Origin of the sequence: Agromyces sp. NPDC058136, assembly GCF_042884375.1 — a bacterium.
Taxonomy (GTDB): Bacteria; Actinomycetota; Actinomycetes; order Actinomycetales; family Microbacteriaceae; genus Agromyces.
In genome coordinates this window covers 282,168-301,498 of record NZ_JBHVUA010000003.1, presented here as the reverse complement: position 1 = coordinate 301,498, position 19,331 = coordinate 282,168, and the positions used below count along the sequence as shown (strand labels likewise).

At 70.9% G+C, this 19,331-nt stretch carries 18 protein-coding genes; 9 read left to right on the top strand and 9 right to left on the bottom strand.

Annotation, left to right across the window (positions count from 1 at the left end; all coding sequences use genetic code 11):
• The first annotated feature begins 243 nt into the window (after positions 1-243).
• The gene (locus tag ACFVTX_RS10880) at positions 244-645 is read left to right on the top strand and encodes an SHOCT domain-containing protein (RefSeq protein ID WP_386899918.1); all 402 of its coding nucleotides are present in this window, start codon (positions 244-246) and stop codon (positions 643-645) included.
• A gap of 86 nt (positions 646-731) precedes the next feature.
• Here the strand turns inward: ACFVTX_RS10880 and ACFVTX_RS10875 are convergent, their stop codons facing one another.
• From ACFVTX_RS10875 to ACFVTX_RS10860, 4 genes are all read right to left on the bottom strand, one after another.
• Positions 732-1,880 (bottom strand): DUF998 domain-containing protein, encoded by a 1,149-nt coding sequence (locus tag ACFVTX_RS10875; RefSeq protein ID WP_386899916.1) that lies wholly within the window; start codon positions 1,878-1,880, stop codon positions 732-734.
• Between the two features lie 65 nt (positions 1,881-1,945).
• Positions 1,946-2,449 carry a DUF2017 family protein gene (locus ACFVTX_RS10870; protein WP_386899914.1) on the bottom strand — a complete coding sequence of 168 codons (504 nt, stop codon included), beginning with the start codon at positions 2,447-2,449 and terminating at the stop codon, positions 1,946-1,948.
• Positions 2,446-2,736: an ATP-dependent Clp protease adapter ClpS gene (clpS, locus tag ACFVTX_RS10865; RefSeq protein ID WP_386899912.1), complete on the bottom strand. Its 291-nt coding sequence runs from the start codon at positions 2,734-2,736 to the stop codon at positions 2,446-2,448. Before clpS ends, ACFVTX_RS10870 begins: the two co-directional genes overlap by 4 nt.
• A gap of 123 nt (positions 2,737-2,859) precedes the next feature.
• A complete protein-coding gene (locus ACFVTX_RS10860) occupies positions 2,860-4,005 on the bottom strand; it encodes a class I SAM-dependent methyltransferase (RefSeq protein ID WP_386899910.1) in 1,146 nt (381 codons plus the stop codon).
• Between the two features lie 104 nt (positions 4,006-4,109).
• On the opposite strand from ACFVTX_RS10860, the gene ACFVTX_RS10855 reads away from it, so the two are divergent.
• Both ACFVTX_RS10855 and ACFVTX_RS10850 read left to right on the top strand, forming a co-directional pair.
• Positions 4,110-6,857 carry a cation-translocating P-type ATPase gene (locus ACFVTX_RS10855; RefSeq protein WP_386899908.1) on the top strand — a complete coding sequence of 916 codons (2,748 nt, stop codon included), beginning with the start codon at positions 4,110-4,112 and terminating at the stop codon, positions 6,855-6,857.
• Positions 6,858-6,936: 79 nt separating this feature from the next.
• Positions 6,937-7,665 carry a hypothetical protein gene (locus tag ACFVTX_RS10850; RefSeq protein ID WP_386899906.1) on the top strand — a complete coding sequence of 243 codons (729 nt, stop codon included), beginning with the start codon at positions 6,937-6,939 and terminating at the stop codon, positions 7,663-7,665.
• Positions 7,666-7,687: 22 nt separating this feature from the next.
• Here the strand turns inward: ACFVTX_RS10850 and ACFVTX_RS10845 are convergent, their stop codons facing one another.
• The 4 genes from ACFVTX_RS10845 to dnaK all read right to left on the bottom strand — a co-directional run bounded on the left by ACFVTX_RS10845 (position 7,688) and on the right by dnaK (position 11,718).
• Positions 7,688-8,107, bottom strand: a complete 420-nt coding sequence (locus ACFVTX_RS10845; protein WP_386899904.1) for a heat shock protein transcriptional repressor HspR — start codon at positions 8,105-8,107, stop codon at positions 7,688-7,690.
• 3 nt (positions 8,108-8,110) lie between these two features.
• Complete coding sequence (locus tag ACFVTX_RS10840) at positions 8,111-9,103, bottom strand: DnaJ C-terminal domain-containing protein (protein ID WP_386899902.1); 993 nt, start codon at positions 9,101-9,103, stop codon at positions 8,111-8,113.
• Between the two features lie 123 nt (positions 9,104-9,226).
• Positions 9,227-9,847: a nucleotide exchange factor GrpE gene (locus ACFVTX_RS10835; RefSeq protein ID WP_386899900.1), complete on the bottom strand. Its 621-nt coding sequence runs from the start codon at positions 9,845-9,847 to the stop codon at positions 9,227-9,229.
• A gap of 2 nt (positions 9,848-9,849) precedes the next feature.
• Positions 9,850-11,718: a molecular chaperone DnaK gene (gene dnaK / locus ACFVTX_RS10830; protein ID WP_386899898.1), complete on the bottom strand. Its 1,869-nt coding sequence runs from the start codon at positions 11,716-11,718 to the stop codon at positions 9,850-9,852.
• Between the two features lie 280 nt (positions 11,719-11,998).
• Between dnaK and ACFVTX_RS10825 the strand changes: the two genes are divergently transcribed.
• From ACFVTX_RS10825 to ACFVTX_RS10815, 3 genes are all read left to right on the top strand, one after another.
• Complete coding sequence (locus tag ACFVTX_RS10825) at positions 11,999-13,162, top strand: GTP pyrophosphokinase family protein (RefSeq protein ID WP_386899896.1); 1,164 nt, start codon at positions 11,999-12,001, stop codon at positions 13,160-13,162.
• 88 nt (positions 13,163-13,250) lie between these two features.
• Positions 13,251-13,805 (top strand): hypothetical protein, encoded by a 555-nt coding sequence (locus ACFVTX_RS10820; protein ID WP_386899894.1) that lies wholly within the window; start codon positions 13,251-13,253, stop codon positions 13,803-13,805.
• Between the two features lie 56 nt (positions 13,806-13,861).
• Positions 13,862-14,311 carry a pyridoxamine 5'-phosphate oxidase family protein gene (locus tag ACFVTX_RS10815; protein ID WP_386899892.1) on the top strand — a complete coding sequence of 150 codons (450 nt, stop codon included), beginning with the start codon at positions 13,862-13,864 and terminating at the stop codon, positions 14,309-14,311.
• 13 nt (positions 14,312-14,324) lie between these two features.
• Here ACFVTX_RS10815 and ACFVTX_RS10810 read toward each other — a convergent pair whose 3' ends face one another.
• On the bottom strand, positions 14,325-14,915 hold the full coding sequence (locus ACFVTX_RS10810) for a TOPRIM nucleotidyl transferase/hydrolase domain-containing protein (protein ID WP_386899890.1): 591 nt from the start codon (positions 14,913-14,915) through the stop codon (positions 14,325-14,327).
• A 141-nt stretch (positions 14,916-15,056) separates the two neighbouring features.
• Between ACFVTX_RS10810 and ACFVTX_RS10805 the strand changes: the two genes are divergently transcribed.
• From ACFVTX_RS10805 to ACFVTX_RS10795, 3 genes are all read left to right on the top strand, one after another.
• The gene (locus tag ACFVTX_RS10805; protein ID WP_386899888.1) at positions 15,057-16,547 is read left to right on the top strand and encodes a M1 family metallopeptidase; all 1,491 of its coding nucleotides are present in this window, start codon (positions 15,057-15,059) and stop codon (positions 16,545-16,547) included.
• 211 nt (positions 16,548-16,758) lie between these two features.
• A complete protein-coding gene (locus tag ACFVTX_RS10800) occupies positions 16,759-17,676 on the top strand; it encodes a serine protein kinase RIO (RefSeq protein ID WP_386899886.1) in 918 nt (305 codons plus the stop codon).
• Between the two features lie 209 nt (positions 17,677-17,885).
• Positions 17,886-19,322: an MFS transporter gene (locus ACFVTX_RS10795; RefSeq protein WP_386899884.1), complete on the top strand. Its 1,437-nt coding sequence runs from the start codon at positions 17,886-17,888 to the stop codon at positions 19,320-19,322.
• The last annotated feature ends 9 nt before the right edge of the window (positions 19,323-19,331 follow it).

Here is a 19,331-nt window from a genome sequence, read left to right as displayed (position 1 = left end):
CGTCGCGAGGCTATCGCGCCGGGGCGCCACTGCACGCGACCCGCGCGGCAAGAACCAGCTGCGCCACGAAACGTCACGGAGAAGATTCCGTACGTTCAGCCCCCCGGTAACGCTAATGTCATGCTCAGGACCGTCACGATCCGGGGGGATCGACGTGAGAGGCACTCAGCGCAACCCCTCCGCAAGCAGGGCGTCCGGGCATCGCCGACCGTCGGTGCCCCTGAGTATCAAGAAAGGCACTTCATGAGTTTCTGGGAGAGTTTCTGGGACCTGATCTGGTGGTTCCTCTGGGCGTTCGCGTTCATCGCCTACCTCTTCGCCCTGTTCGCGATCATCGGCGACCTGTTCCGCGACCAGAAGCTGAACGGCTGGTGGAAGGCGGTGTGGATCATCTTCCTGATCTTCGTGCCGTTCATCACCGCGCTGGTCTACCTGATCGCCCGCGGCAACGGCATGGCCGAGCGTTCGGCTCGCGACGCCAAGGCGGCGCAGGCGGCGACCGAGGCGTACATCCGCCAGACGGCCGGCGCTGCGTCGAGCCCGTCCGACGAGATCGCCAAGGCGAAGGCGCTCCTCGACTCCGGCACGATCACCGCCGGCGAGTACGAGGCGCTCAAGGCGAAGGCCCTCTCGCACAGCGCGTGATGCGCTGATCGCACAGCCGAAGGGGCCGGATGCCAGTGGCATCCGGCCCCTTCGTCGTCGTCGCGCCGCTCGGCGGCTCGCGACGCCTAGTCGGCGTGGGGCGCCGCGGCGTCCGCCTCGGCCGTCCCCGAGGCGCCGGCCGTGCGGAGGAACACGATGATCCAGCTGAAGATAAGGCACGCGGCGACGAGCTCGACCGCGGTGAGGTTGTAGTAGCCGGTCGCGAAGAAGATCGCGACCACGATGATCACCACGACGTAGAGGTAGCCGAGGCCGACGAACACCTTCGGCACGCTGCGGATGAACCAGGGCAGTCCGATCACGATCACCGCGAAGCAGACGGCCATACCGGTCGCAACGGTGTTGTGCACGGCGAAGAACTCGTCGACCGGGAAGATGCCGACGCAGGCGAGGAAGATGCCGATGAGCACGAGGCCCACCCGCACGATGTCGCGGCCGCGACGATCCGGCGGGGTGCCGACGGGCAGAGTTGCGGTGGCGTAGCGGGCGACGATCGTGACGATCGCGCCGGCGACGATGAGCGTGACGTTGAACGCCATCGCCGAGATGTCGTTCGTCATGCCGAGTGCCGAGAGGTTCTCCTTCCACCAGTGCGGGTCGCTCGCCGACAGCATGCTCGTGAGGGCGCCGACGACGAGGAAGACCGCGAGCACGAGCGAGAGCAGCATCGGGGTCATGCGCGCCGACGAGAGGAAGGCGATGTAGCCGGTGAGCGCGATCGCGACGCCCGCGAGCGCGATCGCGGGCAGGGTGAACACGACGGCGTCGCGGAAGCTCTGCTCGAGCACCGTCGACAGCGCCACCCAGCTGAGGAGAGCGATGACCGCGTGCGCGATGGCGAGCGCGGCGACGTCGAACCAGTGCAGCTGCGCGCCCGGCACGGAGAGACCCTGGCCGATCTCGCGCCGCAGCGCCGCGTTCTCGGTGCGGCGGGCGAGCACGCGCCCGAGGACGAAGGCGATCACGGCCGTCACCGCAGAGGCGATCGAGACGAACTCGCCGATCGACCCGGGGCCGGAGATGGGCAGGTCGCGCCCCCAGAAGGCGATGGCGGCGACGAGGCCGCCGAGAATGAAGAACGCCCCGCCGACGAGCAGCGCCGCTGATTCGAGCGATTCGACGTTCGCTGAAGGATGCCGCAGCGTCGCGCCGACCGTCGTGGTGTGCTGCTCCGCGGGTGCGGGAGATTGGTCCTCGGTCCGGGTCTGAGTCACGTTGGCGCTCCGATCTCTCTGTCGGGCACCACTCTAGGGGCGGGCCCCATCCTGAGGGGCGAGACTCACCCGTCGGTCGGGTCGAGCACCTCGAGCATCGAGCCCTGCACGAAACCCGCCCACTCGTACGCCGCACGCAGATAGTCGTCGCGCGTCTCGGCGTCGACGTCGGACTCGTCGTCGTCGAGCTCGTCGACCCCGACGCGCTCGGCGAGGATGAGCCGGAGATCGGTGAGGAAGGTGAGCCACCCCCATGCCTCCGACTGGTCGAGCTCGATCTCGACCACCCCGCGGTCGCCGCGCGTCGCCGTCGCGTCGCGCACGCGCTGGGCCGCCTGCCGCTTGCCGTCGACGAGGCTCTCGCGCGTGTACCGGCCGAACTCGGCCGAGGCGGCCGCATCGTCGGGGTAGGCGCTCGGCAGCAGTCGCCCGAGCGCCGGGTCGTCGGGTTCGCCGAGCAGCAGCACCGAGTCGACCTGGTCGGCGAGCTCGGACAGCAGCATCGCCTCCTCGGTCTCGAGCACGAGCCGAACGCCGTCGCCGCCGCCCCCGCGGCCCGCGACGATCACCCGTCGCTCCTCGCGACCGTGGCCTGCAAGCCGTAGCCGTGCATGGCCTGCACGTGCCGCTCCATCGCCTCCCGGTTGCCCGAGGCGACGACCGCGCGACCCTCGTTGTGCACGAGCAGCATGAGCCGCTCGGCCTCGTCGCGCGGGAACCCGAAGTAGCTGCGGAACACGTAGCTGACGTAGCTCATGAGATTGATCGGGTCGTCCCACACGATCGCGCGCCACGGCACCTCGGCGGCGCCCTGGGCGGCGAGGTCGAGGTCGAGCTCTTCGAGTGTCGCGGTCACCACTCCAGCCTGACACGATGCACGGCCGTCCGCACACCCCGCACCCGTTCCGGTCGTCGAGGATCGCCGCGCGAAGCGCGACGCGTCTCGAGACCCCGCCCGGGTCTCGATACGCGCTCCGCGCTACTCGACCGACGGCCTGCGCACCGACGCCGTCACCGTGAACTTCGGGTTCCGCGAGATCTGCCGGGTCGGGCCGACGGTGCGTTCGAGGAGCGGGCGGTAGCGCAGGTGGGAGTTCCACACGCACCAGAGTTCGCCGCCCGGCGCGAGCACGCGGGCGGCGTCGGCGAAGAGGTGCGCGGCGATGCCCGTCGAGATCGCCGCCTCGCTGTGGAACGGCGGGTTCAGCACCACGAGCCACTCGCTCGCGTCGGGGAGCAGCTCGAGGCCGTCGGCCTGCGTCACCTCGACGCGGTCGGCGACGCCGTTCGCCGCGGCGGTCGACCGGGCCGACGCGACTGCGGACGCCGAGCGGTCGGTGGCGGTCAGCCGCAGGTCCGGCCGGGCGAGGGCGAGGGCGGATGCCACGACGCCGGTCCCGCACGCGAGGTCGACGGCGCGCGTGGCATCCGGCATCGCCGCACCGAGCTGATCGAGCAGGAACCGCGTGCCGATGTCGATACCGGTGCCCGCGAAGACGCCGCCGTGCGCGACGACCGTGAGCGACAGGTCCCCGTGGTGCGCACGGCGCGGCCATTCGAGACCGGTCGTGGACGTGGTGCTCGCCGCGCGGGGCCCGCGCGCGATGAGCAGGCGCGCCTTCTGCCGCGCATGGGACACGTCGATGCGGTCGAACCGCCCGCGGAGCACCTCGTTCATCGCGAGCGACATGTGCTTGATGCGACCCCCGGCGACGACGACGACCTCGGGGTGCGCGTGCGCGGCGACGAGCTCGGCCACCTCGTCGAGCCGGTCGAGCGAGCGGGGCAGGCGCATGAGGACGAGGCGCGCGCCGGCGAACAGCTCGGGCGAGAGCTGCACGGGGGCGACCGCCTCAGAAAGACCGAGTTTCGCCGCGTTCAGGGCGAGCGCACGTTCGCCCGTCACGAGATCCTGGTGCACCCGGATGCCCCGTGCCCCGGCATCGGCCGCGGCGAGCGCGAGCGCCCCGTAGGAGTCGTCGACGACGACGAGCTCCCCCGGACCGGTCGCGTCGATGAGGGCGGCGGCTTCGTCGAGGATCAGCCGGTCCGCGGCATCCGAGGCCTCGAGCCCCGGACCCTCGACATCGGGGGTGCGCCGCAGGGCGCCGAAGTCGAAGGGCATGCCCCAAGCGTACGGCGCGGCGAAATCGATGTCGCGTCCCTCTCCCGCTCGCGGCATCCACCCGGCTAGCCTGTCGATTGTCGACACGACTTCTGGGGGTTTCCATGACCATCGAAGCTCAGCACAGCACCGACGACGTCCACGGCGTCGAATGGTGGGCCCTCGCCCCCGACGACGTGGTCGCGGAGGCGAAGACCGAGGCGTCGCGCGGTCTCACCGCGGCCGAGGCCGAACGACGACTCGCCGAGGCCGGGCCGAACGCCCTGCAGAGCGCCCCGCCGCCGAGCGTGTGGCGCATCGCGCTGAGCCAGGTGCTCGAGCTCATGACCCTGATGCTCATCGCGGTGACGATCGTGTCGCTCCTCATCGGGCAGGTCACGACCGCGATCATCGTGGCGATCCTGGTGCTCTTCAACGTCATCACGGGCACGCAGCAGGAGGTGAAGGCCCGTCGCAGCGTCGACGCGCTCGCCAAGCTGCAGACGCCGAAGGCGCGGGTGATCCGCGACGGGGCACTGATCCAGATCGAGGCGACCGGGCTCGTCCCCGGAGACATCGTCGAGCTGGAGTCGGGCGACCTCGTGCCCGCCGACGGCCGGATCCTCCGCTCGGCGAACCTCGAGACGCAGGAGTCCTCGCTCACCGGCGAGTCGCTGCCGATCCCGAAGGGGCCGGCCGAGAACACGGCCGACACGGCCCTCGCCGACCGCACGTCGATGGTGTTCCAGAACACCTCGGTCACCCGCGGCACCGCCCGCATCGCCGTCGTCGAGACCGGCATGCGCACGCAGATGGGCCGGATCGCCTCCCTGCTCACCCAGGTGGGCGACAAGAAGTCCCCGCTGCAGCTCGAGCTCGACGGGCTGACGAAGGTGCTCGGCATCATCGCCTGGAGCGCCGTGCTCGTCATCGTCATCATCGGCTTCGTGCGCGGGCAGAGCCTCGACGAGCTGCTGTTCCTCGCCACGGCCGTGGCGATCTCCGCGATCCCGACGGGCCTGCCCGTGTTCGTGCAGAGCCTCCTCGCCTGGGGCGCATCGAAGCTCGCGAAGGAGCGCGCGATCGTCGCGTCGCTGAACGACGTCGAGACCCTCGGCGCGACGAGCGCCATCTGCTCGGACAAGACGGGCACGCTCACCCTCAACAAGATGACGGTGCGCACGGCCTGGTTCGGCGGCAACAGCTACCGCGTCACCGGGGAGGGCTACTCGTTCGACGGGAAGGTGCTGGGCACCTCCGACGAGCCGCTCGACGCGCCGACGCTCGGACTCGCGGTCAGCCTGCCGAACGACGCGACCGTCTCGGCGGACGGCGAGGTCGTGGGCGACCCGACCGAGGCCGCACTCGTGGTGCTCGGCGCGCGGCTCGGCATCGACGCCGATCAAGCCCGTAAGGACTACCCCCGCCTCGCGGAGGTGCCCTTCGACTCCGACTACAAGTTCATGGCCACCCTGCAGCGGGTTCCGGTGCGCGGCGAGCAGCGGCTCGTGCTCCTCGTGAAGGGCGCGCCCGACGTCGTGCTCGGTCGGTGCACGACGATGCTCGGCGAGTCGAGGGACGTGGAGCCCCTCGCCGCCGACTCGGCGACCGCCGAGCTCGAGCGCATGTCGGCCACCGGCCTTCGCACGCTGGCGATCGCGGCCCGGTTCCTCGACGACGGCGAGGAGGGATCGGTCGCCGCCGACCCGATGTCGTGGGTCTCCGAGCTCGTGCTCATCGGCATCGTCGGGATCGTCGACCCGCTGCGTCCGGAGGCGAAGGCCGCGGTCGACATCGCCCACCGCGCCGGCATCGACGTGCGCATGATCACGGGCGACCACGCCGTCACCGCAGGGGCCATCGGCGCCGAGCTCGGGCTCGGGACGGGGGCCGTGAGCGGCGCCGACCTCAAGCGGATGAGCGACGAGGAGCTCCTGCGGGGGCTTCCCGACCTGCACGTGTTCGGCCGGGTCACCCCCGACGACAAGCTCCGACTCGTCGGGCTCCTGCAGTCGGAGGGCGCCATCGTGGCCATGACCGGCGATGCCGTCAACGATGCCGCGGCGATCAAGCAGGCGAACATCGGCGTCGCGATGGGCTCGGGCTCGGAGGTGACGAAGCAGGCGGCGAAGCTCGTGCTCACCGACGACAACTTCGCCACGCTCGTGCACGCGGTCGAGCTCGGTCGCATCGTCTACTCGAAGATCACGGCGTACCTCCGCTTCCAGATGACGCAGCTGCTCAGCCTGATCATGCTGTTCCTCGCCGCGAGCGCGTTCTCGATCGCCGAGGGCGTCGCCCTGTTCCCGGCGCAGGTGCTGTTCATCAACTTCTTCGTGGCGCTGTTCGCGGTGATCGCGATCGCCGCCGACGCGAACCCGCCCGGCATCATGAACCACCCGCCGCGCGATCCGAAGATCGGCGTCGTCAACCGCGTCTCGCTCGTCGAGTGGCTCGTCTACGGCGCGGTCATCTTCCTCATCGCCCTCGTGCCGCTCGTCTGGGGGCCCGACGAGCCGAGCCCGGTCGAGCCGACGGCCTCGATGACCATGGCGTACGTCGTGCTCGGACTCGCCACCGTGCTGAGCGCCCTGCTCATGCGCCGCACGCCCGAGTCGGGCCTGCTCCCGCCCATCGCCGCGGTCGCGAAGATCCTGGTCTGGCCGGTCGTGCTCATCGTGGCGTCGACCGAGCTGGGTCTGTTCCAGCGGATGCTCGGCACCGTGTCGCTGACGGGCTGGCAGTGGCTGCAGTGCATCGGGCTGACGCTGATCCTGCTGGTGGTCGTCGAGGGCGACAAGTGGCTGCGGCGTCGCCGCATCGCGAACCGTCCGGCTGCGGCCCAGGTGACCGCCTCCGCCGGCGTCCGCTGAGTCCCTTCCGCACGGGCCGCATCGCCGATCGAGTTCGCTGGGTGCGGCTCCCGGACGCGTTTGCTACCCTCGGTGCCGCATGCAGGACGCACGAACCGGGGGACGGCGGGCGGCGCGGCGGAAGGTCGCGACGCACGTGACGCGTCCCCGGAGCGAGGCGGGGCCACGACCGCGCATGCGGCGGCGATCGCTCGCCGCAGCCGCGGTGCTCTCGGTCTTCGGCCTCCTCGCCGGCCTCGCACTGGCACCGCTGCCGCAGCCGGGCGGCATGCTGCCGACCGCCGCAGCGCATTCGCCGCAGCGCGGCGACGTGCAGGAGGTGCGCGTCGGAACGGAGGTCGCGGCCCCGGCCGTCTCGCACGAGTCGTACGTCGCCACGACGGGCGAGAAGACGCTCGTCAGCGGCGGCACGAACGTCGATTGGGCCAAGCTCGTGCTCGTGGAGGGCGAGTGGCCGCTCACGGAGGAGAACGTGACGTTCATGATGCGCTGGATGCGTCAGGAGAACGGCGCCGACAACTGGTACAACCGCAACAACCCGCTGAACAACGGGCAGGGGTCCGGCGGCGGTTCGGGTCTCGGCAGCTACCCCACCCTTGTCGAGGCGGCGTACTACGCGGCGGAGAACCTGCAGTCCGGTCGATACCCCGAGGTCGACGCGGCACTCGCCCGCGGCGATTCGGCCGACGCCACGGCGCAGGCGATCTGGGCCTCGGCCTGGGCATCGAGCCACTACGGCTACGGCACCCACTGGAGCTCGCGACCCTACGAGGTCATCGAGGCGCCGCCCTCGGCCTGGGGCCGCTGAGCGATCGCGCGTCCGGGCGCGCTCAGCGTTCGAGCGGCCGCCACACGACGACGGCGTTCTCGCGCCGTACCCGCGTGCCGGCCTTCATGCTGATGACCTCGCCCGCCGAGCCGGCCGCGAACACGCGGCGACCCGGGCGGTTGAGCATCTCGTCGGCGAGTGCGCCCTCGAGCTCGCGGACGCGGGCGCGCAGCGTCGCGACCTCGTCCTCGAGGCCGAGCACCCGGCGGATGCCCTCGAGGCTCACGCCCTCGCTCGAGAGCTGGGCGATCTCGCGCAGCTGGACGACGTCGTGCATCGAGTAGCGCCGCGACTTGCCCGCGGTGCGGGTGGGCGAGACGAGCCCGAGCCGGTCGTACTGACGCAGCGTCTGCGGGTGCATGCCGGCGAGCTCGGCCGCGACCGAGATCACGAACAGCGGGCTCCGCTCGTGCACCTCCATCGTCTAGCCCTTCGCCTTGGCGAGCAGCTCGTCGCGGGGGTTCTCGTCGGGGAGGGCCGCTGCGAGCGCCTCGGCCGCCTCCTTCGCCTCTTTCGAGAGGTGCGAGGGCACCGCGATCTGGACGACGGCGAGGAGGTCGCCGGTCCCCTTCTTGGTCTCGACGCCGCGGCCCTTCACGCGCAGTACACGACCGCTCGGCGTCCCGGGCGCGACCCGGAGCTTCACGGGGTCGCCCCCGAGGGTCGGCACCTGGATCGTCGCGCCGAGCGCGGCCTCGGTGAAGGTGACGGGCACCGTGACGCGAAGGTTGAGTCCGTCGCGCTCGAACACCGGGTGCTTGCGCACGTTGACGGTGAGGATGAGGTCGCCCGGCGCGCCGCCGTCGGGCGACGGGTGGCCCTTGCCGCGCAGGCGGATCTTCTGCCCGTCGGAGACGCCCGCGGGAATGCGGACGGTGAGCGGCTTGCCCTCGGCCGTTTGCAGGGTGACCTGGTCGCCCTTGGTCGCGGTGATGAAGTCGAGGGTCGTCGTCGCGGTGACGTCGCGGCCGGGTGTCGGGCCGCCTGAGCCGCGGTACCCGCCGGTCGTCTGGCCGAAGCGGCCGCTGCCGAAGAGCCCGCCGAGCAGGTCGTCGTAGTCGCCGCCCTGCTGGAAGGTGTACGACTGGCTGCGCCCACCGCCCTGGCCGAACATGCCGCCGAAGACGTCTTCGAAGCCGCCGTTGCCGCCGCCGGCGCCGGGCGCCGTGAATCGGGCGCCGCCGCCCATCGCACGGACCGCGTCGTACTCCTTGCGCTGCTCGGGGTCGGAGAGCACCGAGTTCGCCTCGCTGATCTCCTTGAACTTCGTCTCGGCGGCAGCGTCGCCGGGGTTCTGGTCTGGGTGGTACTTGCGTGCGAGCCTGCGGTAGACCTTCTTGATCTCCGCGTCGCTCGCGTCCTTGGAGACGCCGAGCACCTGGTAGAAGTCCTTGTCGAACCAGTCCTGACTGGCCATCGGCACCTCCTCTCTCTGAGTCTGTCTGAATGTGGGACGCCGGTCGAGTAGCGAAGCGTATCGAGACCAGTCGACGGGTCTCGATACGCTCCTGGGTCGCTACCCGACCGGCGGAATCGCGAGTTACGCCGCCGGCGTCTTGACGACGACCTTCGCGGCGCGCAGCTGCACGCCGCCCAGCGTGTACCCGGTCTCGACGACGTCGGCGACCGTGTCGACCTCGACCTCGTCACTGGGCTGCTGGAAGATCGCCTCGTGGCGGTTCGGGTCGAACGGTTCGCCGACCTCGCCGAATGCGGCCAGCCCGAGCTTCTCGACCGATCCGCGGAGCTTCGCGGCGATCGTCGCGAAGGCGCTGTCGCCCTCGAGGTCGCCGTGCTTCTCGGCCCGGTCGAGGTCGTCGAGCACCGGCAGCAGCACGGCGACGGCCTGGCCGACCGCGCGCTCGCGCTCGAACTCGCGGTTCGCCTCGGTGCGCTTGCGGTAGTTCGCGTACTCGGCGGTGACCCGCTTGAGGTCCGCGAGGTGCTCATCGCTCGGATCCTGGACCTCGGCGTTCGCCGCGTTCAGGATGTCGTCGACCGTGAGCTCGGCCTCGTCGTCGAACGAGTCGGATGCCTCGGGGGCGCCCTCTTCGGGCGCCCCTTCGGCAGCCGGCTGCCGAACCGCACCGGTCTCGGGGTCGATGCGCCGCTTGTCGCGGATCACCGGCTCCTCGTGGTTCTGGTTCTGCTCGTCGGTCATGATTACTTCTTCTCGTCCTCGTCGTCGACGACCTCGGCGTCGACGACATCCTCGTCGGAGGAGTCGTCGGAGGCCTGGCCGGTCGCCGAGGCGTCTTCGCCGGCGGCGGAGGCATCCGCCTGGGACTGCGCGTAGATCGCCTCGCCGAGCTTGGTCTGCGACTGCGACAGCTTCTCGAACGCGGTCTTGACCGCGTCGTCGTCGTCGCCGGCGAGCGCCGTCTTCAGCGCGTCGACGTCGCCCTGGACCTCGTTCTTGACGTCGGCGGGGAGCTTGTCGTCGTTGTCCTTGATCAGCTTCTCGACCGAGTAGGCGAGCTGCTCGGCGGAGTTGCGGGTCTCGGCCGACTCGCGGCGCTTCTTGTCTTCGGCGGCGTGCTCCTCGGCCTCGCGCACCATGCGGTCGATGTCGTCCTTCGGGAGGCTCGAGCCGCCCGAGATCGTCATCGACTGCTCCTTGCCGGTGCCCTTGTCCTTCGCGGACACGTGCACGATGCCGTTGGCGTCGATGTCGAAGGTGACCTCGATCTGCGGGATGCCACGGGGCGCGGGCGCGATGCCGGTCAGCTCGAACGTGCCGAGCGCCTTGTTGTCGCGCGTGAAGTCGCGCTCACCCTGGAACACCTGGATCGCGACCGACGGCTGGTTGTCGTCGGCGGTCGTGAAGGTCTCCGAACGCTTCGTCGGGATGGCCGTGTTGCGCTCGATGAGCTTCGTCATGATGCCGCCCTTGGTCTCGATGCCGAGGCTGAGGGGGGTGACGTCGATGAGCAGCACGTCCTTGCGCTCGCCCTTGAGGACGCCCGCCTGGAGGGCCGCGCCGACGGCGACGACCTCATCGGGGTTGACGCCCTTGTTGGGCTCCTGGCCGGTCTCCTTCTTGACGAGCTCGGACACCGCGGGCATGCGGGTCGAGCCGCCGACGAGCACGACGTGGGCGATGTCGGAGAGCTTGACGCCCGCCTCGCGGATCACGTCTTCGAAGGGCTTCTTCGTGCGGTCGAGCAGGTCGCTCGTCATGTTCTCGAACTCGGCGCGCGTGAGCTTCTCGTCGAGGTTCGCCGGGCCGTTCTCGGTGAGCGAGAGGTACGGGAGCTGGATGTTCGTCGACATGCTCGACGAGAGCTCCTTCTTGGCCTGCTCTGCGGCCTCCTTCAGGCGCTGCTTCGCGATCTTGTCGTTCGTGACGTCGACGCCGGTCGAGTCCTTGAACTTCTTGATGAGCCAGTCGACGATGCGCTGGTCCCAGTCGTCGCCGCCGAGGCGGTTGTCGCCTGCGGTCGCACGGACCTGGATGGTCGAGAAGTCGTCGTCCTTGCCCACTTCGAGGAGCGAGACGTCGAAGGTGCCGCCACCGAGGTCGAAGACGAGGATGAGCTCGTCCTCCTTGCCCTTGTCGAGGCCGTAGGCGAGGGCCGCGGCGGTGGGCTCGTTGATGATGCGGAGCACGTTGAGGCCCGCGATCTCGCCGGCTTCCTTCGTGGCCTGGCGCTCGGCGTCGTTGAAGTACGCGGGCACGGTGATGACGGCGTCGGTGACGGTGTCGCCGAGGTACTGCTCGGCGTCGCGCTTGAGCTTCTGGAGGATGCGCGCCGAGATCTCCTGCGGCGTGTACTTCTTGCCGTCGATCTCGTCGGTCTTCCAGTCGGTGCCCATGTGGCGCTTGACCGAGGCGATGGTGCGGTCGACGTTGGTGACGGCCTGGCGCTTCGCGGTCTCGCCGACGAGCACCTCGCCGTCCTTGGTGAATGCCACCACCGACGGGGTGGTGCGGAAGCCTTCGGCGTTCGCGATGACGACGGGCTCGCCGCCCTCGAGCACCGAGACGACCGAGTTGGTGGTGCCGAGGTCGATTCCTACTGCACGTGACATGTGTTTCTCCTCTTCTCCCGAACGCTGGTTGAGGAGCGCGCGACGCAGTCGCACGATCTCGAAACCGAGCGGATTCGGATACCGGTCCGGCCTTCCTGGCCCGCGACCGAAGTCAGATGCGTCAAGACTTGAGCCTTGACGACTCAAGCCTCGCAGCCCCGATTCGACGTGTCAAGTCGAGGTGGCGAAACTTGAGCGTACTTGACTCAACTCACGGCGCACACTCAGTATTCCCGCGCCCTCCCGACCGTGGTGGGCGGTGACGGGTAACCTGCCGACCATGGATGCGCGCGAAGACGACGAGCAGCTCGTCGCCGCCGAGCTCGCCCGGTACGACCGGGAGCTGCGGCGGTACCGCAAGCTGCGCGGGCAGATCGAGGCCGACTTCGCACGCCGCCTCGACGCCGCGGGATTCAAGTACTTCCACGTCACCGCGCGCGTGAAGTCGCGCGAATCCTTCGAACGCAAGGTCCGCAGGGCGCCCGACCGCGAGGTGCGCGACATCCTCGGCGTGCGGATCGTCGCGAACTTCGAGGGCGACCTGCCCGCCATGGAGCAGGTCGTGCGCGAGGCGCTCGTCGTCGACGACGACTCCTGGGTCGACAAGTCGGCGCTCCTGCCGCTCGACGCCTTCGGCTACCGCTCGGTGCAGTTCGTGGGGCTGCTCCCCGACGTGGGCGAGGCGGCCGACGCCGACGCCGACCCGGCCGCGGGCACCCAGCTCGAGGTGCAGCTGCGCACGGCGCTCTCCGACACGTGGTCCGAGCTCGAGCACGACTTCCGCTACAAGTCCGCCCGCCAGCTGCCGCGCGAGGTCGACCGGCTCTTCGCCATCTCGGCGGCGCTCCTCGAGCAGGCCGACGACAACCTCGACCTCATCCGCCGCCAGGTCGAGGAGGCACGCACACCGGCCGCGGGCGACGGCGGCGGCGAGCGCGGGTACATCGGCCGGTTCATCCAGTACGACGGCGATGCCCGCTCGCTCGACCAGATCATCACCGCGGCGCTCGACGTGCCGTTCGGCGCGGTCACCGGCTCGGGTCGCGAACTCCGCAGCGTCGTGCGGGCGGCCGGGTGGCTGCAGTACGACGCCCTCGCCGAGGGCTTCGCCGAATTCTCCGAACTCGGTCGCCGGCTCGCGGTCGCGTGCGCGAGCACCGACAACGACATCCTGCTCACCGACGCGGAGCCGCAACGCCCCGCGCGCTCGTTCCGCGGCATCGGCGTCTACTGGACGGCACTGGCCGCAGCACTCCTCGGCGGCGAACCGATCCGCGAGAGCCGGGTGCCCGACGGTCGCCTCGCCGAGTACCGCGTCGTCACGGGGTACCTCTACGAGAATCCGGATGCCTCGGCGCTCGCCGTCCGCAGCCGCTACGCCGCCGTCGCTGCACCCGTCGGCACGCTCGACGACGCCGGGTTCCCGCCGATCGAGCTCGGTTGAGCGGTCGCGCACGCGCGCGACCCCGCGGGCGGCGCGTCTCAGGGGCATCCCCGATTCGGAGGACCATCGGCACCGCTAGGGTGCCGGAATGACCCTACGCATCCTGCCGCGCGCCCTGACCGCCACCGCCGGCCTCGCCCTGCTCCTGCTCAGCGGCTGCACCGCCACGACCGGTGCACCGACCACGGCCTCGCCAAGCGCGGAGTCGACTCCCGTCGCGGAGGCGACGCCGGCCCCCACGGGCGCCGCGGCCGAGCCCGGTTGCGACGCCGTCTTCACCGAGGCCGAGAACGCGGAGCTCGCCGCCGACGGCCTCGCGCTCGAGACCGAGTCCCCGTTCCCGCTCGGCCCGGTCATGGTCGACCTCATCGACGACGGCGCCCTCGACTGCCAGTGGTCGAAGCCGCAGAGCGATAGCGCGGTCTGGTTCGCGCAACTCGCCGAGGACGACGCCGCGTGGTCGGCGCGCGCGGTGGAGCTCCCCGCCGCAGGCTGGACGGTCTCCGACGACCCGATCGCCGGCACGATGCTCGCGCCGGCCGACTACGACGCGAACTACCAGCCGTCGATCGTGCACGTCGACGGCGTCACCTACTTCGTGAGCTACGCGACCCTGCTCGACTCGGTCGCCGCCCTGCAGTAGCCGGGACTCGGGCCGCCGACCTTCCCGACCTCGCTCGAAACGAGCAGAATCGAGGTATGGACGAGATCGACGAGCTCGAAGAGGGCCGCACACCGACACGATCGCTCTCCGACGCCGACTGCTGGGAGCGGCTCGCCGCCGCCCCCTTCGGGCGCATCGCCACCGCCGCAGGCGGCGAGGTCGACATCTTCCCGGTGAACCACGTCGTCGATCCGAGCGGCCCGAGCGGGCCGGTCATCGTGTTCCGCACCTCGGCGGGCACGAAGCTCCTCGAGCTCACGATCCGCGCCCGGGTCGCGTTCGAGATCGACGGGTTCAGCGACACCTCGGCGTTCAGCGTCGTCGTGAAGGGTCACGCGGAGGAGCTCGACCACGAGCGCGACGTCGAGGCCGCCGAACAGCTCGGCATCACCCCATGGGCGCCCGAGACGAAGGACCGCTGGGTGCGGATCGTGCCCACGGAGGTGCGCGGCCGCGAGTTCGACCGGGCCCCGACGGGCGCCTGATCGGATACCGCGCTCAGCCGTCGATCGCGGCGACCACGAGCGCGGTCATCGCCGCCGGGACGCGGTCGGCGTCGAGCGCTTCGACGAGCAGGGGTGCGAACTGCGCCTTGCGACCGGCGTGGGTGCCGAAGAAGCGGTGGAGCTGGGCGTCGAGCGCGCGCCCGCGCTGGAACGGCTGCCGCTGGAACGTGCGGAACCGCCCCGCCTCCCCGTGTTCGGCGAGCAGCGACTCGACGCGGCCCGGCCCGAGCGCGCGGATGAGCTCGCCCTCGAGGTCGGGTTCGCAGGCGTAGAACCCGAGCTGCTCGAGCGGCGCACCCGGGGCGCCGAGTCCCGCATCGTCGACGGCGCGGCGCACGTACCCGGTCTCGGCGGAATCGAAGAGCCCGAGCACGCGGCGCCGACGACCGCGGGTCGCGGTCGGCTCGGCGAGCGCGGCGAGGTAGTGGTGCAGGTTCGTCACGCCGCCCATCGGCAGGACGACCGCGTCGGCCGCGGCGAGGTCGGCACCGAGTCGCACCGCCACCGCCTCGAGGGCGAGCCGGTCGCTCTCGCCCTCGACGAGCACCACGGTGGAGGTCTCGGCGGTGGCCACGGCGTGCATGGTGCGACCCTACCCGCGCGGCGTCCCCCGCGCCCGGGGACTACCGGCGACGGGCGCTCGACCCTAGAGTGTGGCGAACGGTCGGACATCCATCTCGGGGGGTTGCTCATGCGTCTGCGTCGGACACGGGTTCTGGGTGGGGTGACGGCCGCGCTGATCCTGATCGGCGGCGTCGGCGCGATCGGAGCCGCAGCCGCGCCGAAGGGCCCGGGGCCCCGTTACACGGCGGGCGCCTCAGGGGCCGGCGACGCCTACTTCCCGTACGCGGGCAACGGCGGTTACGACGTGGCGCACTACGACCTCGCCCTCGACTACGCACCGCCCGCCCCCGAACCGGCGCCGCTCGTGGGCGAGCTGCGCGGCACGGCGACGATCGACCTCGTCGCGACGCAGGACCTGGACCGCTTCAACCTCGACCTGCGCGGCATGCAGGTGTCCGCGCTCTCGGTGAACGGCAAGTCCGCGACCGCGGTCGCACCGCCCGCCCCCGGCGCCACGGTCGACGGCGCCGCGTACTGGCATGTGCAGGACGACGCCGCGCGGGTGTGGGAGCTCACGGTGCAGCCGCGCCCGAAGCTCAAGGCGGGTCAGCACGCGCGGCTCGTGATCGAGTACGGCGGCGCGACCGCACGACCCACCGATATCGAGGAGGCGCTCTACGGCTGGGTGACGACCCGCGACGGCGCGATGGTCGCGAGCGAGCCCGACGGCTCGATGACCTGGTACCCGGTGAGCGACCACCAGACCGACAAGGCGAGCTACAGCTTCGCGATCACCGTGCCCGAGGGCAAGGTCGCCGTCGCGAACGGCACGCAGCCCCGGCTCCCCGAGACGGCGGGCGGGTTCACGACCTGGTACTGGGATGCCCCCGACGAGCAGGCGAGCTACCTCACGACCGCGTCGGTCGGCGATTTCGAGCTGCGCGAGACCCGGTACTCGGCGAGCGGGGTGCCGATCATCGACGCCGTCGACCGCGACCTCACGCCCGCGCGCCTCGAGACGACGAACGCCAGCCTCGCCCGTCAGGCGGCGATGATCGACTTCTTCGAGAGCCGCTTCGGCCCGTACCCCTTCGTCGCGTTCGGTTCGATCGTCGACGACGACGACCTCGGCTATGCGCTCGAGACCCAGACCCGCCCGGTCTACTCGCGATCGGCAGGAGCGGGCACCGTCGCGCACGAGCTCGCGCACCAGTGGTTCGGCAACGCGGTGAGCCCCGAGCGCTGGCAGGACATCTGGCTCAACGAGGGCTGGGCCACCTACGCCACGTGGATGTGGACCGAGCAGAACGGCGGCGCGACCGCGCAGCAGAGCTACAACGCCTGGTACGGCCCGGCCCGCACCCCCGCGTACTGGCAGCTGCAGATCGGCGACCCCGGCGCGCTCGGCCTGTTCGCCACCCAGGTCTACAACCGGGGCGCCGCGACCCTCCACGCGCTCCGCGTCGAGGTGGGCGACGACGCCTTCTTCGAAGGCACGCGACTCTGGCTCGAGCGCTTCGACGACGGCTCGGCGACCGCCGAGGACTTCCAGGCCGTCTACGAAGAGGTGTCCGGGGAAGACCTCGACGAGTTCTTCCAGATCTGGCTGTACGGCGGCGAGAAGCCGCCGGCGACATGGACCCTGCCGTAGGCGATCGGCGGCGGGGTCTGGACGCGGGGCGCGGAGCGCCCTAGACTGCCGAGGCCGCACACGTTCGTGCGGCCTCGGGCCCGGAGCATCCGGCTGAAGGAGAGGAGACGACCATGGCTGTCTTCGTCATGCACCTCGACACCCCTTCACTCTGCGAGGCCCTCAGCCGCTAGTCGGCCCGGTGGCCTCCGCAACGTTCGGAGCATCCACCTTGCATCTCCTCTCGTCTCTCGACGAAGCCACCGTCGTGCGTTCGATCAACGGCGCGCGCGAAGCATCCCCGTCCCTCACGACCCCGCGTCTCGACGCGGGCGACCTCGCCTTCCTCGACACGGAGCCCGGCGAGGGCCAACGCTGGTCGACCTGGCCGGCGACCACCCCCACCGAGCGCGGCCCGGCGCCGCGCCCCGACTGGGTCGTCACCTCGGCCGCGGCGATCGACACCGAGTTCGGCGTCGTGAAGACCGGCAAGGAGGCCGACCTCTTCCTCATCGAGCGCGCCGTGCCGGGCGCCGACCCGCTCGTCGCGGGCAACGCGGTGCTGCTCGCCGCGAAGCGATACCGCGGCACCGAGCACAGCGACTTCCACCGTTCGACGGTCTACACCGAGGGACGCGGCACCCGCCGCAGCCGCGACGCGCGCGCCCTCGCGAAGGGCACGACGTTCGGCCGCGAGGTCGCGCGCGTGCAGTGGGCGTACGCCGAGTTCGAGGCGCTCTCGCGGCTCGCGGAGCTCGGCGCGGCCGTGCCGTACCCGGTGCAGGTCTCGGGCACCGAGGTGCTCATGGAGTTCATCGGCGACGGCCGGGTCGCGGCGCCCCGCCTCGCGCAGGTCAGGGCGACGCCCGACGAGCTGCGCGGGCTGTTCCATCAGATCGTCGACTTCATGCACACGCTCGCGGCGGCCGGGCTCGCGCACGGCGACCTGTCGCCGTACAACCTGCTCGTGCACGAGGGCCGGGTGGTCGCGATCGACCTTCCGCAGGTCGTCGACCTCATCTCGAATCCCCAGGGCTTCGACCTCCTGCACCGCGACTGCGTCAACGTGTGCTCGTGGTTCACGAGGCAGCGGCTCGAGTGCGACCCCGAGGAGCTGTTCGGCGAACTCGTCGGCATGGTCGCGATGTGAGCAGAGGCGCGGTGCAGAATTCAGGATGCCCCGCGCGACGCACCGCACGGTCGCGTCGCACGTGGGGCGTTTCGGCCGGGGCATCCTGAATTCTGCTCGCCGGGGCGCTGCTGAGGCCCCGGGCGCGATACAGTGCAACACGATCGACGCGGATCGGACCCGGTGCGCGCGGACACCACCCGTTCACCGGAAGCCGGGAGACTGCCCCCATGACCGACCCGACCGACGACACGCCCGCCGGCACCGCCCCGGTGTACGGCGCCGCGACCGCCCCGCCCGCCACCGCGCACAGCGGCGCCATCCGCGCGATGGGCCTGCAGCGGCAGGAGGGCCGGAGCATCCCGCGGCGCCAGGTGTTCGCGTGGGCGCTGTGGGACTGGGCGACGCAGCCGTTCAACTCGGTCATCCTCACGTTCGTTTTCACGGCGCTGTACCTGACGAGCGACACCTTCCTCGATCCGACGGTCGCGGCGCTCGGCGAGGGCGACCCGGCCTACGAGCGCGCGCTCGCCGAGCTCGCCTCGAACCTGGGGTGGGCGATCACGATCGCCGGCATCCTCATCGCGGTGCTCGCACCGGTGCTCGGCCAGCGGGCCGACATCGTCGGCCGCCGCAAGGTCTGGCTCGGCGGCGCGACGGCGGCACTCGTGGCGTGCATGGTGGGCCTCTTCTTCGTCGAGGGCTCGCCCGCGTACTTCCTCCTCGGCGTCTCCCTCATCGCCGCGGGCACGGTGTTCAGCGAGATCGCGGGCGTCAACTACAACGCGATGCTCGTGCAGGTGTCGACGCCGAAGACGGTCGGCAAGGTGTCGGGTCTCGGCTGGGGCCTCGGCTACATCGGCGGCATCATCGCGCTCGTGATCGTCGTCGTCGCGACGACGTTCGACTGGTGGGGCATGCCCACGGACAACGGCCTCGCGTTCCGGGTGATCGCGCTCGGCTGCGCCGTGTGGACCCTGCTCTTCGCCTGGCCGGTGCTCGTCTACGTGCCCGAGGCGCCGCCCGCGCCGCGCGGCGAGCGGGTGACGTTCTGGCGCAGCTACCTCGTGCTCGCGAAGGACATCAAGGGGCTGTGGCGCGACTCGCGCCCGACGTTCTGGTTCCTGCTGGCGAGCGCGGTGTTCCGCGACGGGCTCGCGGGCGTGTTCGCCTTCGGGGCGGTGATCGCGGCGGTGGCGTTCCACTTCAGCTCGAACGAGGTCCTGATCTTCGGCATCGCGGCGAACCTGCTCGCGGGCGTCTCGACGATCGTCGCCGGCCGCTTCGACGACCGCTTCGGCCCGCGCGCCGTCATCCTCACCGCGCTCGGCGGCCTGGTCGTGGCGGGGTCGCTCGTCTTCTTCCTGCACGACTCGGGCAAGCTCGTGTTCTGGATCTTCGGCCTCGTGCTCACCCTGTTCGTCGGTCCGGCGCAGGCCGCGTCGCGCTCGTTCCTCGCCCGGGTCACCCCGGCGGGCCGCGAGAGCGAGATCTTCGGCCTGTACGCGACGACGGGCCGTGCGGCGAGCTTCCTCTCGCCGATGCTGTGGGCCCTCTTCATCGCGGTGTTCGGTGCGACCTACTGGGGCATCCTCGGCATCATCCTCGTGGTCGCCGCGGGCTTCGTGCTCATGCTCTACGTGAAGGTGCCCGAGACGCAGGAGTAGACGCGCCCC

Coding starts and splice junctions, on each gene's coding strand:
- ACFVTX_RS10880 (WP_386899918.1), top strand. CDS start 244: ATGAGTTTCTGGGAGAGTTTCTGGGACCTGATCTGGTGGTTCCTCTGG.
- ACFVTX_RS10860 (WP_386899910.1), bottom strand. CDS start 4,005: ATGCCCTTCGACTTCGGCGCCCTGCGGCGCACCCCCGATGTCGAGGGT.
- ACFVTX_RS10855 (WP_386899908.1), top strand. CDS start 4,110: ATGACCATCGAAGCTCAGCACAGCACCGACGACGTCCACGGCGTCGAA.
- ACFVTX_RS10850 (WP_386899906.1), top strand. CDS start 6,937: ATGCAGGACGCACGAACCGGGGGACGGCGGGCGGCGCGGCGGAAGGTC.
- ACFVTX_RS10845 (WP_386899904.1), bottom strand. CDS start 8,107: ATGGAGGTGCACGAGCGGAGCCCGCTGTTCGTGATCTCGGTCGCGGCC.
- ACFVTX_RS10840 (WP_386899902.1), bottom strand. CDS start 9,103: ATGGCCAGTCAGGACTGGTTCGACAAGGACTTCTACCAGGTGCTCGGC.
- ACFVTX_RS10835 (WP_386899900.1), bottom strand. CDS start 9,847: ATGACCGACGAGCAGAACCAGAACCACGAGGAGCCGGTGATCCGCGAC.
- dnaK (WP_386899898.1), bottom strand. CDS start 11,718: ATGTCACGTGCAGTAGGAATCGACCTCGGCACCACCAACTCGGTCGTC.
- ACFVTX_RS10825 (WP_386899896.1), top strand. CDS start 11,999: ATGGATGCGCGCGAAGACGACGAGCAGCTCGTCGCCGCCGAGCTCGCC.
- ACFVTX_RS10820 (WP_386899894.1), top strand. CDS start 13,251: ATGACCCTACGCATCCTGCCGCGCGCCCTGACCGCCACCGCCGGCCTC.
- ACFVTX_RS10815 (WP_386899892.1), top strand. CDS start 13,862: ATGGACGAGATCGACGAGCTCGAAGAGGGCCGCACACCGACACGATCG.
- ACFVTX_RS10810 (WP_386899890.1), bottom strand. CDS start 14,915: ATGCACGCCGTGGCCACCGCCGAGACCTCCACCGTGGTGCTCGTCGAG.
- ACFVTX_RS10795 (WP_386899884.1), top strand. CDS start 17,886: ATGACCGACCCGACCGACGACACGCCCGCCGGCACCGCCCCGGTGTAC.